Annotated in this window: 10 protein-coding genes; all 10 read left to right on the top strand. The window is 46.2% G+C overall.

Going from position 1 to position 15,001, the window contains the following annotated elements; translation table 11 throughout:
• Positions 1-243 precede the first annotated feature (243 nt).
• The gene (locus NX845_RS17705; RefSeq protein WP_004734533.1) at positions 244-1,926 is read left to right on the top strand and encodes an ABC transporter substrate-binding protein; all 1,683 of its coding nucleotides are present in this window, start codon (positions 244-246) and stop codon (positions 1,924-1,926) included.
• A gap of 169 nt (positions 1,927-2,095) precedes the next feature.
• The gene (locus tag NX845_RS17700) at positions 2,096-3,082 is read left to right on the top strand and encodes an ABC transporter permease (RefSeq protein WP_004734532.1); all 987 of its coding nucleotides are present in this window, start codon (positions 2,096-2,098) and stop codon (positions 3,080-3,082) included.
• A gap of 2 nt (positions 3,083-3,084) precedes the next feature.
• Positions 3,085-4,110, top strand: coding sequence for an ABC transporter permease (locus NX845_RS17695; RefSeq protein ID WP_004734531.1), 1,026 nt, complete (start codon positions 3,085-3,087; stop codon positions 4,108-4,110).
• A 2-nt stretch (positions 4,111-4,112) separates the two neighbouring features.
• Positions 4,113-5,096: an ABC transporter ATP-binding protein gene (locus NX845_RS17690; RefSeq protein ID WP_004734530.1), complete on the top strand. Its 984-nt coding sequence runs from the start codon at positions 4,113-4,115 to the stop codon at positions 5,094-5,096.
• A gap of 87 nt (positions 5,097-5,183) precedes the next feature.
• Positions 5,184-6,179, top strand: a complete 996-nt coding sequence (locus NX845_RS17685; protein WP_017088376.1) for an ABC transporter ATP-binding protein — start codon at positions 5,184-5,186, stop codon at positions 6,177-6,179.
• Between the two features lie 98 nt (positions 6,180-6,277).
• The gene (locus NX845_RS17680; RefSeq protein WP_017093916.1) at positions 6,278-7,999 is read left to right on the top strand and encodes a glycoside hydrolase family 9 protein; all 1,722 of its coding nucleotides are present in this window, start codon (positions 6,278-6,280) and stop codon (positions 7,997-7,999) included.
• A gap of 2 nt (positions 8,000-8,001) precedes the next feature.
• Positions 8,002-8,886: an N-acetylglucosamine kinase gene (locus tag NX845_RS17675; RefSeq protein ID WP_017088374.1), complete on the top strand. Its 885-nt coding sequence runs from the start codon at positions 8,002-8,004 to the stop codon at positions 8,884-8,886.
• Between the two features lie 12 nt (positions 8,887-8,898).
• Complete coding sequence (locus NX845_RS17670; protein WP_102500711.1) at positions 8,899-10,860, top strand: beta-N-acetylhexosaminidase; 1,962 nt, start codon at positions 8,899-8,901, stop codon at positions 10,858-10,860.
• Positions 10,861-11,006: 146 nt separating this feature from the next.
• Positions 11,007-13,412 (top strand): GH36-type glycosyl hydrolase domain-containing protein, encoded by a 2,406-nt coding sequence (locus NX845_RS17665; RefSeq protein WP_054547505.1) that lies wholly within the window; start codon positions 11,007-11,009, stop codon positions 13,410-13,412.
• 72 nt (positions 13,413-13,484) lie between these two features.
• Positions 13,485-14,897 (top strand): phosphoglucomutase/phosphomannomutase family protein, encoded by a 1,413-nt coding sequence (locus NX845_RS17660; RefSeq protein ID WP_102463116.1) that lies wholly within the window; start codon positions 13,485-13,487, stop codon positions 14,895-14,897.
• Positions 14,898-15,001 lie beyond the last annotated feature (104 nt).

The following is a 15,001-nucleotide window of genomic DNA, read 5'->3' as shown; positions in this document are numbered from 1 at the left end:
CGTGGGATTGTGTGTTTTTAACGTTTTTGACGGGAAACGAGTTTGATTAATTCATCGATAAGGTGTTTTCTTACTCCTGCCAAAGGCCTACAGGCCACTCTTACCACTTCTCAGAATCAACGATGAATCTGGAGCAATGAAGAAGAGGTAGGCCTTTAACTAGAGTGTGTATCTACTAAACAATTTAGCGACAGATAACATTCAATCCATTAGTGAAATGAAAGCAAATAGTAAGGAACAGCTATGCTTGCCAATATAAAAAAAACAGCAATAGCAACAGCAATTATTGCAACTGCTACAACAGGTTTTGCATCAGTAGCAACAGCTGCAGAACGCAGTGAGTTGACTATTCACCCGAAAGAGTACACTACATTCGTACGTAACTTTAACCCGTACCTTGGTGCTACCAACCTACATACTACAACCGACTTCCTTTATGAGCCGCTAGTAGTATTTAACGAAATGCACGGTAACACTCCTGTGTTCCGTCTAGCTGAAAACTTCACAATGTCAGATGATCTGATGAGCGTAGTTTTCGACATTCGTAAGGGTGTTAAATGGTCTGACGGAGAAACTTTCTCTGCTGATGATGTTGTTTTTTCTTTCAACCTTGTAAAAGAGAAACCAGAGCTTGACCAATCTGGCATCAACTCTTGGGTAACTTCTGTAGAAAAACTGAACGACTACCAAGTTAAGTTCAGCCTAACAGAAGCTAACTCGAACGTACCTTACGAGATTGCTAAAGTACCAGTAGTACCTAAGCACATCTGGAAAGACGTGAAAGATCCATCAACGTTTACCAATGAGAACCCAGTAGGTTCTGGTCCGTTTACAGAAATCGATACGTTTACAGCTCAGCTATACATCCAGTGTGCTAACCCGAACTACTGGGATGCAGACAACCTAGATGTTGACTGTCTACGTGTTCCACAAATTGCGAACAACGACCAGTTCCTAGGTAAAGTTGTAAACAGTGAAATGGACTGGACGTCTTCTTTCGTTCCAGATATCGATCGTACATACGCTGCAGCTAGCCCTAAACACCACTACTGGTACCCGCCAGCAGGTACACAGGCATTCATCGTTAACTTCAAGCACCCTGATGCTGCGAAGCATGAAGCATTGAGCAACGTTGAATTCCGTCGTGCTTTCTCTATGGCTCTTGACCGTCAAACTATCATCGATATCGCATTCTACGGTGGCGGTACTGTGAACGATTTCGCATCGGGTCTTGGCTACGCATTTGAAGCTTGGTCTGATGAAAAAACTCATGACAAGTACAAAGGCTTCAACACTTACAACGCTGAAGGCGCGAAGAAGCTTCTTGCTGACGCTGGCTTCAAAGATGTAAACAAAGATGGTTTTGTTGATACTCCATCAGGCAAGTCTTTCGAACTAATGATTCAATCGCCAAACGGCTGGACTGACTTCAACAACACAGTTCAACTAGCGGTAGAACAGCTAAACGAAATCGGTATTAAAGCGAAAGCTCGTACACCTGACTTCTCTGTTTACAACCAAGCAATGCTTGAAGGTACATACGACGTAGCATACACAAACTACTTCCACGGTGCGGATCCATACACGTACTGGAACAGTGCTTACAACTCATCACTACAATCTGGTGATGGTATGCCTCGTTTCGCGATGCACTTCTACCAAAACGACAAGCTAGATGGTCTTCTAAACAGCTTCTACAAAACAGCTGACAAGAACGAGCAGCTAGATATTGCACACGGTATCCAGCAAATCATCGCTGCAGACCAAGTGACAATCCCAGTGATGTCTGGTGCTTACATGTACCAATACAACACGACTCGCTTCACTGGTTGGTGGAACGAAGAAAATCCAAAAGGCCGTCCAAACATTTGGGCTGGTATTCCAGAGCGTCTACTTCATGTACTGGACCTAAAACCAGTTAAATAAGTAATCGTTCAATCTTTGCGGCGTAACTTCTTACGCCGCTTATAAAAATCCCCACACTATCAATTGAAAGTATGGCGCTAGTCGTCAGGGGGTTTTTCGTTCCAAATTTCGCTAGGAGCGACCTGAATCCAGAAACAGGGAAACAATCTGGGTGAGTAAGGTGTGAGTTATGGGTTATTTTTTAAGACGTTTGTCATTTTATTTTGTCGCGCTATTAGTTGCAGCGACGTTAAACTTTATTATTCCAAGAGCAATGCCTGGTGACCCAGTTACCATGATGTTTGCGAACGCTTCTGTTCAAGTTACTCCTGAGCGTATTGCGGCAATGAAAGAACTATTAGGCTTCGTTGATGGCGGCTTACTGGTTCAATACGGCGCATACATGAAGAACATTCTAAGCTGGGAGCTTGGTACATCAATTCAATTCTACCCACTTTCAGTAAATACACTGTTAGGTGGCGCATTCGGTTGGTCGCTATTCTTAGCAGGCACTGCCGTTATTCTTTCTTTCTCGATTGGCTCAATCCTAGGTATTTTTGCAGCGTGGAAACGTGGCAGTAAATACGATGCCTTTGTTACTCCAGGGATGCTTATTCTACAAGCCGTTCCTCAAGTTGTTATTGCAATGCTTGCGCTATTTACCTTCGCAATTGGTTTGAAGTGGTTCCCAACTGGCTACGCCTATACCGCTGGTACGATACCTGATTGGACAAGTTGGGCATTCATCAAAGACGTTGCTTACCACGCTTTCTTGCCTCTGGTATGTGCTTCGGTTGTTCAAATTGGTGGCTTCCTAGTAAACATGCGTAACAACATGATCAACCTACTCGCAGAAGACTACATCACCATGGCGAAAGGCAAAGGCCTTAGCGAAAACCGAGTGGTATTCAATTACGCAGCTCGTAACGCGATGCTGCCAAGTGTGACAGCACTTTCGATGTCTCTAGGTATGGCAATCGGCGGTCAGTTAATTATCGAAATCATCTTTAACTACCCAGGTCTTGGTAGCGTACTTTTCAACGCAATTAACGCTCGTGACTACCAAGTATTGCAAGGCCAACTGCTTATCATGACGCTATTCATGCTGTTCTTTAACCTTGTTGCAGACATGCTTTACGTTGTTCTTGACCCTCGTCTTCGTAAGGGTGGTAAATAATCATGAAAGATATTCTAAAACTCATTTGGCGCAATCCGATGGCCCTAACCGGTGTCATCATCCTAAGTATTTTTATTCTTGGTGCTATTGCGGCTCCATTGATCACCAAACATGTACCAGACAAGCGTACAGGTAACCCACACGAGTACCCTGGCTTCGTCGTTAAGTCTGCACAAACGAATCCTGATGGCTGGGTTGCTCAAAACCTAGCAGACGACCGTCGCACACTTATCATGTCTAAAAAGGCAGATCACGTACTGGGGACAACTCGTATGGGTCGTGATGTTTGGTCACAAGTAGTATACGGCGCACGTGTATCTCTGGCTGTAGGTTTTGGTGCGGGCCTTACCGTATGTTTACTAGCAACGGTTATCGGTGTTTCCGCGGGCTACTTCGGTGGACGTGTCGATGACATTCTGACAGCCGCAATGAACATCATGTTGGTTATTCCTCAATACCCATTACTGTTCGTAGTTGCAGCCTTTATCGGTGAGGCAGGGCCACTCACCATAACCTTGGTTATCGGCTTTATGTCCTGGGCTTGGGGCGCGCGTGTTGTTCGTTCCCAAACGTTAGCACTGCGTGAAAAAGAGTTTGTAAAAGCCGCTGAAGTTTTGGGTGAATCTTCATTCCGTATCATCTTCGTAGAGATTCTTCCAAACCTTATCTCTATCGTTGGCGCGAGCTTCATCGGTTCGGTGATGTACGCAATCATGATGGAAGCTACGATTTCGTTCCTAGGTCTTGGTGACCCGAACACAATCAGCTGGGGCATCATGCTTTACAACGTTCAAACCTCTTCATCAATGCTGATTGGCGCTTGGTGGGAACTGTTGGCTCCTTGTATCGCATTAACACTACTTGTAACTGGCCTTGCTCTGCTTAACTTCGCGGTCGATGAGATTGCCAACCCGCAACTGCGTTCTCACAAAGGCATGAAGCGTTGGAAAAAACTAGCGGCTCAAGATAAAGAAGAACGTGAACCAGAACTACCACCACAAAATGCACTTTGGAGCGGAGATAAATAATCATGTCTGAACCACTAATTTCAATCCGCAACTTATGCGTGGATTACATCACAGAGTCTGGCGATGTTCGCGCGTGTAATAACGTAAGTTTTGACATCGCTCCGGGTGAAGTATTCGGCTTAGCTGGTGAATCTGGCTGTGGTAAATCAACCGTTGCTTTCTCTCTTATGCGTCTTCATAAGCCGCCCGCTTACATCAGTGGTGGTGAAGTCATCTTCAATGGTGAGAACATCCTTGAATACAGTGACGAACGCATGCAAGCGTTCCGCTGGAGCGAGATGTCGATGGTATTCCAGAGTGCAATGAACGCACTCAATCCTGTACTTCCAATGGAAGAACAGTTCTGTGATGTGATTATGCATCACACCAACATGACTCGTGAACAAGCTAAGCAACGTGCTGAAGGTCTACTTGAAATTGTCGATATTCACCCAAGCAGATTGAGTGACTACCCTCACCAATTCTCTGGCGGCATGCGTCAACGCTTAGTTATTGCTATCGCTTTAGCATTGAATCCAAAGCTGATCATTATGGATGAGCCAACGACCGCGCTTGATGTGGTTGTTCAACGCGAAATCCTACAAAAGATCTATGCACTAAAAGAAGAGTTTGGTTTCTCAATTCTGTTCATCACCCATGACTTGTCATTGATGGTCGAGTTCTCTGACCGTATCGGCATCATGTACTCCGGTGAACTTATCGAGGTCGCGAACTCTCAAGATATTCTAGAAAACCCTTACCACCCTTACACCAAAGGGCTGGGTAGTTCTTTCCCTCCACTAACAGGGCCAAAGACAAAACTAGCGGGTATTCCGGGCAACCCTCTGAACCTCTTAGAGATCCCTGAAGGGTGTCGTTTCCAAGCTCGATGTGACCGTGTACATGAAGCTTGTACTAAGGTGCCAACCAAGCTGCGCTCTATCGACCCGGGACACTTGTCTAACTGCCACCTGTACGGTGACCCAATAGTACAAAGAAAGCTATAGCTTGCACGCTGAATCAGCGTGGATAACGAATAAGGCGGCTCGACCGTCGAAAAGCAAGCAAAGCGAACAAGGATTCTGGAGACAATTATGAGCAAAGATTACGGTCAATTATTGGTAGAAGGCAAGAATGTCGTAAAAGACTTCCCAATAAGCAGTACCACCATTCAAACCCCAATGATGCGTGCGATTAACGACGTGTCATTCAAGATGTACAAAAGCCGTGGCCTAGCGGTGGTTGGTGAGTCTGGTTCCGGCAAATCAACAACAGCAAAAATGATCGCAAAAATGTACGCGCCTTCGGGCGGTACGATCGAATACAAAGGTCGCGATATCCAAGAGATCTCAAGCAGAAAAGATCTCATGCACTACCGCGAAGGTGTGCAGATGGTATGGCAAGACCCGTTTGGTTCACTGAACCCAACACACAATATCTTCCACCACATCGCTCGCCCTTTGTTGATCCACAAAAAAGTATCTCCGGGCAACAAGAAAGAGTTACAGGAACGTGTATACGATCTTCTAGAGCAAGTGGGGTTAGTACCACCGCAAGCGACGGCAGAAAAGTACCCTCACCAACTCTCAGGTGGCCAGCGTCAACGTGTCAACCTTGCACGTAACATCGCGGTAGGGGCGGAAGTTGTTCTAGCCGATGAGCCAACCTCAATGCTTGATGTATCGATTCGTGCTGGTGTTTTGAACCTGATGGAAGAGATGAAGTTTGAGAAGCAAATGTCTCTACTTTACATCACTCACGACATCGCAACGGCTCGCTACATCGCTGAAGATCTTTCCGTAATGTACGTTGGACACATGGTGGAATGGGGCGATACCGATGACGTTATTGCTAACCCTCAACACCCTTACACTCAGCTATTGGTTTCGGCAGTTCCAGATCCCAAGAAATCGATCCACGACCAACTAGCAGGTAACAAAGGGGAGATCCCACTTTGGACACCAGTATCAGCAGGTTGCCCATTTGCAGGCCGTTGTACTCACGCGATGGACAAGTGTAAAGAACAGCTTCCAGGAGTTACACAATTAGCTGATAACCACTTTGTACGTTGTTACCTACACGAAAGCTAAGCAATAAAGTCCAAGTTAGGGTCTGCGGACCCTAACTATTTATATCCAAAACATTCAAGTACCTAGCCAATAGAAACTAGGACTGTCGGAGAGTATTGATGCTGTTATTGACCAACCATATTGGCTATGAGTCCACAGGCCCAAAGCAAGCTATCTTACAAACAAAGAAAGCTCGTCTATCGAGCACTACGGCTTTACTCGTCTGTGCAGACAATCATATGACTGTCGGAAGCTTTGATGTGGTTAAACAAGGCCGCGTAGCAAATTGGCATCAAGGACAATTCTTCACTATCGATTTCAGTTCAGTTACTGAATCTGGTCGCTACTACCTACGTTTTGACAACCTGCGTTCAGAAGTATTTGAGATTGGTAGCAACCTATTAATGAACCACACATTCTCTGATGTGCTTCATTACTTTAAGTCACAACGCTGTGGCGGTATTTTCGACAAAAAAGATCGACAAGCACAAATTCTAGGTACCGACAGATACGTCGATGTCCACGGTGGATGGTATGACGCATCAGGTGATGTCAGTAAGTATTTTAGCCACCTGTCTTATGGTAACTACCTAAACCCACAACAAATTCCAATGGTCGTTTGGAACATGCTAAAAAGCGTGCGCTTGACTAGCCATAATCCAGACTTCCCTAAATTCTCCATGACTCGTCTAACGGAAGAGGCTTTGTTCGGTGCCGACTTCTTAGTGCGTATGCAAGACGCCGACGGATACTTCTATATGACGGTATTCGACAAATGGAGCAAAGATATCAATCAGCGCGACATCTGCGCTTATGCGACTCAAGAAGGTCATAAATCAACAGACTTACAGGCGGGCTACCGACAAGGTGCAGGCGTTGCTATTGCAGCACTGGCTGCTGCATCTGAGCTTGAAACCTCTGGCAGTTACTCTAGCCAAACCTACCTTGATACAGCTGCGAAAGGCTATTGGCACCTTAAAGAACACAACCTTCAGTACCTAAACGATGGCGAAGAGAACATCATCGATGAGTATTGCGCCCTACTCGCAGCCAATGAGCTGTATCGCGTAACTCAAGACCAGCAATACCTAACAGAAGCAAGAGCTTGGGCGACTCGCTTAATCTCTCGCCAACAGTCAGATAATTCATTTGAGCACTTCTGGTCTGCAAATTCTGATGGCTCTCGCCCATACTTTCATGCAGCAGAAGCTGGCCTTCCGGTGATTGCGCTATGCGAATACATCGACAACGAAACCAATGCTGAATTAAAAGAACAGGCTCGCACAGCTGTTGAGCAAGCTTGCCAGTTCGAAATCAACATTACCGACAAAGTCACCAACCCATTCGGCTACCCAAGACAGTACGTTAAATCTGTCGATGGTGATAAACGTGATGCCTTCTTCGTCGCTCAACAGAATGAGACAGGTTACTGGTGGCAAGGCGAAAATGCTCGCCTTGGTTCACTCGCAACCATGGCTTACCTAGTTCAACCGCACATTAAAGATAATGACCTTCAACAGCGTCTAATCCAGCTTTCACAAAACAGCCTTGATTGGATTTTAGGATTGAATCCTTACCACATGTGCATGCTCGATGGTCACGGTCATAACAACCCAGACTATCTACCACAGCTTGGTTTCTTCAATGCGAAAGGCGGGATCTGCAACGGCATCACGGCTGGTTTCGAAGACGAACAAGACATCGCATTCAATCCATCAGCTCAAAAAGACGACATGCTTCAAAACTGGCGCTGGGGTGAGCAATGGATCCCTCACGGCGCTTGGTTCCTATTGGCAACGGCTGCGCAATTCAACTTCCTAGCACAAAGTAAGGAGCAATAATCATGACTCTTTACTACGTAGGTATTGATGGTGGAGGCACTTCTTGTCGAGCTCGAATTCGCGATGACCAAGGCAAGCTGGTTGGTGAAGCAAAGAGTGGTAGTGCCAACATTTTATTGGGTGTTGATGTTGCAATGAACTCTATCGTTGACGCCATCACCAAAGCCGCACAACAAAGCCAACTCGACTCTAACGATTTTTCTAATATGCATGTTGGTTTGGCGCTAGCTGGCGCAGAGCAAAAATCAGCATGGCTCGACTTCATGGCACAGACACACCCTTTCGCAAGCATGACACTAAATACCGACGCTTACGGCGCTTGCATTGGTGCTCACAATGGCCAAGACGGTGCAATCATGATCGGTGGCACCGGTTCATGTGGTATCTACCTGAACAACGGCGAGCAACATGTGGTTGGCGGTCGTGAATTCCCAATTTCGGACCAAGGCGGAGGCGCAGTGATGGGCCTTCGTTTAATTCAGCAAGTTCTACTCGCTGAAGATGGTATTCGCAACAAAACCGCGCTGACCAAACACGTTATGAATCATTTCAATAATGATGTTGATGCGATCGTGGCGTGGTCAAAAGGCGCGATTCCAAAAGATTACGGCCAATTTTCTCCAGTTATTTTTCAACTGGCAAATGAAGGTGATGAACTGGCTATCGAGATGCTCAAGCAAACCGCTGCTGATATCGAAATGTTTGTCTTAGCACTACACCGAAAAGGCGCTGACAAGGTGTGCTTAATGGGAAGTATCGCTGAGCGTATTCTCAACTGGCTATCACCACCAGTACAACAATGGATCGTTAAACCTCAATTCGACGCTATCGAAGGCGCATTGATGTTTGCCGGAAAATCACAACACAACTTGTATCAACAGGCTTAGCAGGGAAGTTATATGAATTATCGCATCGACTTAGCTGTTCTTTCTGAACAAAAAAATAACTGCCGATTCGGCCTTACGGTACATAACTTAAGTGACCTCGACGTACAAGATTGGTCACTGCATTTTGCCTTTGACCGATTCATCCTTCCTGAGAGTTTGTCGCAAGGTGAATTGACTCAAGTAGGAAGCTTTTGCTCGTTCAAACCAAATTCGCCAGTGTTAAAAGCCAATAACCATTTCTACCTTGAATTCAGTATTCAAAGCGCACCATTCCGCTTCTATTCTGATGGCCTTAACGATGCCTTTATCCAGTCACATCACCAAGGAGAAACATCGGTACTGCCTGTCGCGATATCACCCATTGTTTTGGCTTCGCCATACCGTGAACGCAATCAAATTCCTGAAGTGAGCGCAGCTCAAGTGGCATTGATTCCTCAGCCGAATCAGATCGAATTTCAGCAAGGTAGTTTCGCGCTAAGTAGCTTCGCGCTAAATAACGACTGCAGAATTGAGGTTCAATCTCATCTTGCTGATAAGGCTGTCTCTTGGCTGCAACAAGAATTGCTCTCGACCTTTGAGTTGTCTCTTTCGACCACGCTTTCAACTGAACTTTCAAAAGAAGAAAGCGGCGGCATTCTATTTCGCAGCAACCCGACGTTAGATGAAGCCGAATACAAGCTGACCATCACTGCGCAACAGATTACTGCTGAATCAGGCAACCAATCGGGCTTTACACACGCTGTGGCAAGCTTGATCCAATTAGTTCAACAACTGGACGCAGAGAACTTCTCTCTACCATGTTGCAAAATCGCCGATCAACCTCGATTTAAGTACCGCGGCATGATGTTGGATTGCGCTCGTCACTTCCACTCAGTCGATCAAGTGAAGCGTTTGATCAACCAACTGGCGCAGTACAAATTCAACGTTTTTCATTGGCATCTAACCGATGATGAAGGCTGGAGAATTGAGATCAAGAGCCTGCCTCAGCTAACAGAAATTGGCGCTTGGCGTGGTCCTGATCATGCATTAGAACCGCAATACACCCACATTGCTGACAACTATGGCGGCTTCTACACACAACAACAGATTCGCGAAGTCATTGAATATGCAGAGCAACGCAGCATCACGGTGATCCCAGAGATCGATATCCCGGGACACTGTCGCGCCGCAATCAAATCACTGCCAGACATGCTAGTTGAGCAAGCAGACACCACACAATACAAGAGCATTCAGCACTACAACGACAACGTGCTAAATCCAGGTTTACCGGGTACTTACCAATTCCTAGATGCCGTTATTGAAGAAGTGGCAGAGCTTTTCCCTAGCGAATTGATCCACATGGGCGCAGATGAAGTGCCACCGGGCGTGTGGACCAACAGCCCTGCTGCTCAAGCTTTGATGAAAGAGCATCAATATCAAGACAGCAAAGACTTACAAGGCCACCTATTCCGTTATGCCGAGAACAAACTCAAGCAACTTGGCAAGCGCATGGTGGGCTGGGAAGAAGCGCAACACGGCGACAAAGTCAGTAAAGAGACCATCATCTACTCGTGGCTCAGTGAAGAAGCTGCAGTGAATTGCGCTCGCCAAGGCTTTGATGTGGTGCTGCAACCGGCACAATTTACCTATCTCGACATGACCCAAGATTATGCACCGGAAGAACCGGGCGTAGATTGGGCTGCCGTTATCCCATTAGAACAAGCTTATACCTACGAAGCGCTTGCTGAAATATCCGACACCGACCCAATTCGTAAGCGGATCCGCGGAATTCAGTGTGCTCTATGGTGTGAGATCGTCACCAACCAAAAGCGTATGGATTACATGGTATTCCCAAGAATTAGCGCTTTAGCTGAAGGATGTTGGACACATAAAAACAACCGAAACTGGCTAGATTACCTATCTCGCCTAAAGGGGCATCTGCCATTACTCGACAGACTCAATGTTGATTATCGCAGCCCTTGGAAAGCTCAATAAAACAAAATCAAAGCGACACTCATATCGAGTGGATGCTGACTCAAATTAAGTTGCTAACTCAAATTAAGGTGCTCAGTCAGATAAGACTCAGCATCACTATTTAAAAATTAGCTGCATAGATGCAGTTTGTTAAAAAGGAAATGACAATGAAATACGGCTATTTCGATAACGACAATCGCGAATACGTCATCACTCGCCCTGATGTACCAGCACCTTGGACCAACTACCTAGGTACTGAAAAGTTTTGTACCGTAATTTCGCACAATGCGGGCGGTTACTCGTTCTACAATTCTCCGGAATACAACCGTGTTACTAAGTTCCGTCCAAACGGCACATTCGACCGTCCAGGACACTATGTTTACCTGCGTGATGATGAGACAGGTGATTACTGGTCTATCTCTTGGCAGCCAGTGGCAAAGAGCCTAGATGAAGCGAACTACGAAGTTCGTCACGGCCTGTCATACTCAAAATTCAAATGTGAATACAGCGGCATTACCGCAACGAAGACGCTATTCGTTCCTAAGGGTGAAGATGCGGAAGTTTGGGATGTCGTACTGAAGAACAACACTGACAAGCCACGTACTATCAGCACTTTCTCGTTTGTTGAGTTCTCTTTCAGCCATATTCAATCAGACAATCAAAACCATCAGATGTCCTTGTACTCTGCGGGCACGTCTTACCAAGAAGGTGTTCTGGAATATGACTTGTACTACAACACTAACGACTTTGAAGGCTTCTACTACCTAGCTTCAACTTTCTCGCCAGACAGCTACGATGGCCAACGTGACAACTTCCTTGGTATGTACCGAGATGAAGCAAACCCAATTGCGGTTGAAAATGGCAAGTGTTCTAACAGCGCTCAAACCTGTTACAACCATTGTGGTTCTCTACACAAGCAATTTACGATTCAACCGGGTGAAGAAGTTCGCTTTGCGTATGTATTAGGTATCGGTAAAGGCAACGGTGAACGCCTACGCGAGAAGTACCAAGATACAGCCAACGTAGATGCGGCTTTCCAAGGAATAAAAGATCACTGGGACGAGCGTTGCAACAAATTCCAAGTTAAGTCGCCAAACGAAGGCTTAGACACCATGATCAACACGTGGACGCTATACCAAGCGGAAACCTGTGTGGTTTGGTCGCGCTTTGCATCCTTCATTGAAGTCGGTGGCCGTACTGGCCTTGGTTACCGTGATACGGCGCAAGACGCGATCTCAGTGCCTCATGCCAACCCACAAATGACCAAGAAGCGCATTATCGACCTGCTTCGTGGCCAAGTGAAAGCAGGCTACGGTCTACACTTGTTCGATCCAGACTGGTTTGATCCCGAGAAAGCTGACGTTGAACCTTCAAAATCACCAACGGTTGTTCCAACACCGTCAGATGACGACAAGATCCACGGCATTGACGATACCTGTTCTGATGATCACCTATGGATCGTTCCAACCATCATCAAATACGTAATGGAAACGGGTGAACACGATTTCTTTGATGAAGTGATTCCATACGCAGATGGTGGCGAAGCAACGGTTTACGAGCACATGAAAGCCGCACTGAATTTCTCTGCAGAATACGTAGGGCAAACCGGTATCTGTAAAGGTCTTCGCGCAGACTGGAATGACTGTTTGAACCTAGGTGGTGGTGAATCTTCAATGGTTTCATTCCTACACTTCTGGGCGCTACAAGAATTCTTAGACCTAGCTAAGTTCCGTAATAACGATGCTGACGTTACTAAATACACTGAAATGGCAGCGAACGTTCGCGAAGCGTGTGAAACGCACCTTTGGGATGACGAGGGTGGCTGGTACATCCGTGGTCTGACTAAAAATGGCGACAAGATCGGTACCGCTCAACAAGCTGAAGGTCGTGTGCACCTTGAGTCAAACACGCTAGCGGTTCTATCTGGCGCGGTATCTCAAGAGCGTGGCGAGAAAGCGATGGACGCTGTCGATGAGAACCTTTTCTCTGAATACGGCCTGCACCTAAACTCTCCTTCATTCGCAACACCAAACGACGATATCGGTTTCGTAACTCGCGTTTACCAAGGCGTTAAAGAGAATGGTGCAATCTTCTCTCACCCGAATCCATGGGCTTGGGTAGCAGAAGCGAAGCTAGGTCGTGGTGACCGTGCTATGAAGTTCTACGACGCACTTAACCCGTACAACCAAAACGACATGATTGAAACACGTTACGCAGAACCATACTCGTACGTGCAGTTCATCATGGGTAAAGATCACCAAGACCACGGCCGTGCAAACCACCCTTGGTTAACAGGTACCTCTGGTTGGGCTTACTTCGCGGTAACCAACTTCATTCTTGGTGTTCGTACAGGCTTTGAAGGCTTAACAGTTGATCCATGTATCCCGACTGATTGGCCAGAGTTCGAGGTTACTCGTCAATGGCGTGGCGCAACTTACAACATCACAGTGCAGAACCCGAATGCGGTAAGCAAAGGTGTTGCCTCTATCACTATCAACGGTGAACAGGTTGAAGGTGCAATTCCAGTACAAGCGGAAGGCAGCGTGAACGAAGTTATCGTTGTTCTAGGCTAGTCACTCAATTTGACGAACAGCTCCTGTCTCAAGCCTTCCGGTTTGAGACAGTGAGACTAAAAGGATTTTCTAATGATTAAATTTGGTACAGGTGGCTGGCGCGCGTTTATTGGTGAAGAGTTCACTAGAGAAAACGTACGCTTAGTAGCGCAAGCACTAGCAAACATCATCAACAATGAAGGAGCGGCAAAGAACGGATTTGTGATCGGCTATGACCGCCGCTTCCTTTCAGATAAAGCCGCGTGTTGGTTTGCTGAAGTGTTGGCCGCTAACAATATCAAAGTAAGCTTTATCGACAAATTCGTTCCTACTCCTATCGTGATGTTCCAAGCGAAAGAGATGGGGTGTGTCTACTCAGCCTGTATTACCGCTTCTCACAACCCTGCTGATTACAACGGAATCAAGGTTTTCATTGAAGGTGGCCGTGATGCTGATGAGATCATCACAGAGAAGATTGAACAGCAAATCGCAACACTGACCAGCGAAGACGTTATCCGAGTCGACTTCGAACAAGCATTAAACGACAAAGAAATCGAGATCATCAACCCAATGAACGCCTTTGTTGACTCGATTATCAACGCCATTGATATCGAATCGATTAAGAAAGCGAACCTACGTGTACTGATTGACCCAATGTTTGGCGTGGCGAAAAACGCGTTACAAACAGTGCTGATCAATGGTCGCTGTGATGTTGACGTGATCAACGATGGTAAGAACCCAGATTTCGGGGGCCTAATGCCATCTCCTAATGCAGCTACGCTCTACCGCTTGAAGCATTTGGTAGCAGCAGAAGGCTATGACATTGGTATTGGTACCGATGGCGATGCCGACCGTTTAGGCATCATCGATGAGAAAGGTCACTTCATTCACCCTAACGAAGTGTTACTGCTTCTTTACTACTACTTATTGAAATACAAAGGCTGGAAAGGCTCTGTCGTGCGTAACATCGCCACCACACATCTGCTCGACAAAGTAGCGGCAGATCATGGTGAGAAGAGCTTTGAGGTTCCTGTAGGCTTTAAGCATATCAGCTCTCAAATGGAAGCCGATGATTCACTAATTGGCGGTGAAAGCTCTGGCGGTTTAACCATTCGAGGTCACATCAAAGGTAAGGATGGCGTGTTCGCATCGAGCTTACTGGTTGAGATGATCAGTGTGACAGGCAAGAAGCTGTCTGAGCTGCTTGATGAGATTTACTCTAAGTATGGCTATGCGTATACGGCGGAAGGCGATTGCAAGTTTAAACCTTCAGAGAAGGAAGCGCTCTACACCAAGATTTACGTAGAGAAACAACTGCCTGAATTTGAATACGAAATTGAAAAAGTCAGCTATGAAGATGGCGCCAAGGTGTACTTCAAGAATGGCGGCTGGGTGATTGCTCGTTTCTCAGGAACTGAGCCATTGCTACGAATCTTCGCTGAAATGGAAGATAAAGACACTGCAGAACATGTTCTTCAAAAAGTGAAAGACTTCCTCTCTCTATAGGCTTATAGAGCGCAGCAGTCTTGTATGGGACTTAACAAATCACTGCCTTGTTAACCCCTATAGATGAAGAACTTTTGCCCAGTACTTTCGATTAAAGTGCTGGG

It is taken from the genome of Vibrio sp. NC2, from assembly GCF_025195005.1.
GTDB lineage: Bacteria > Pseudomonadota > Gammaproteobacteria > Enterobacterales > Vibrionaceae > Vibrio > Vibrio splendidus.
This window is presented reverse-complemented; position numbering and strand designations above follow the sequence as displayed.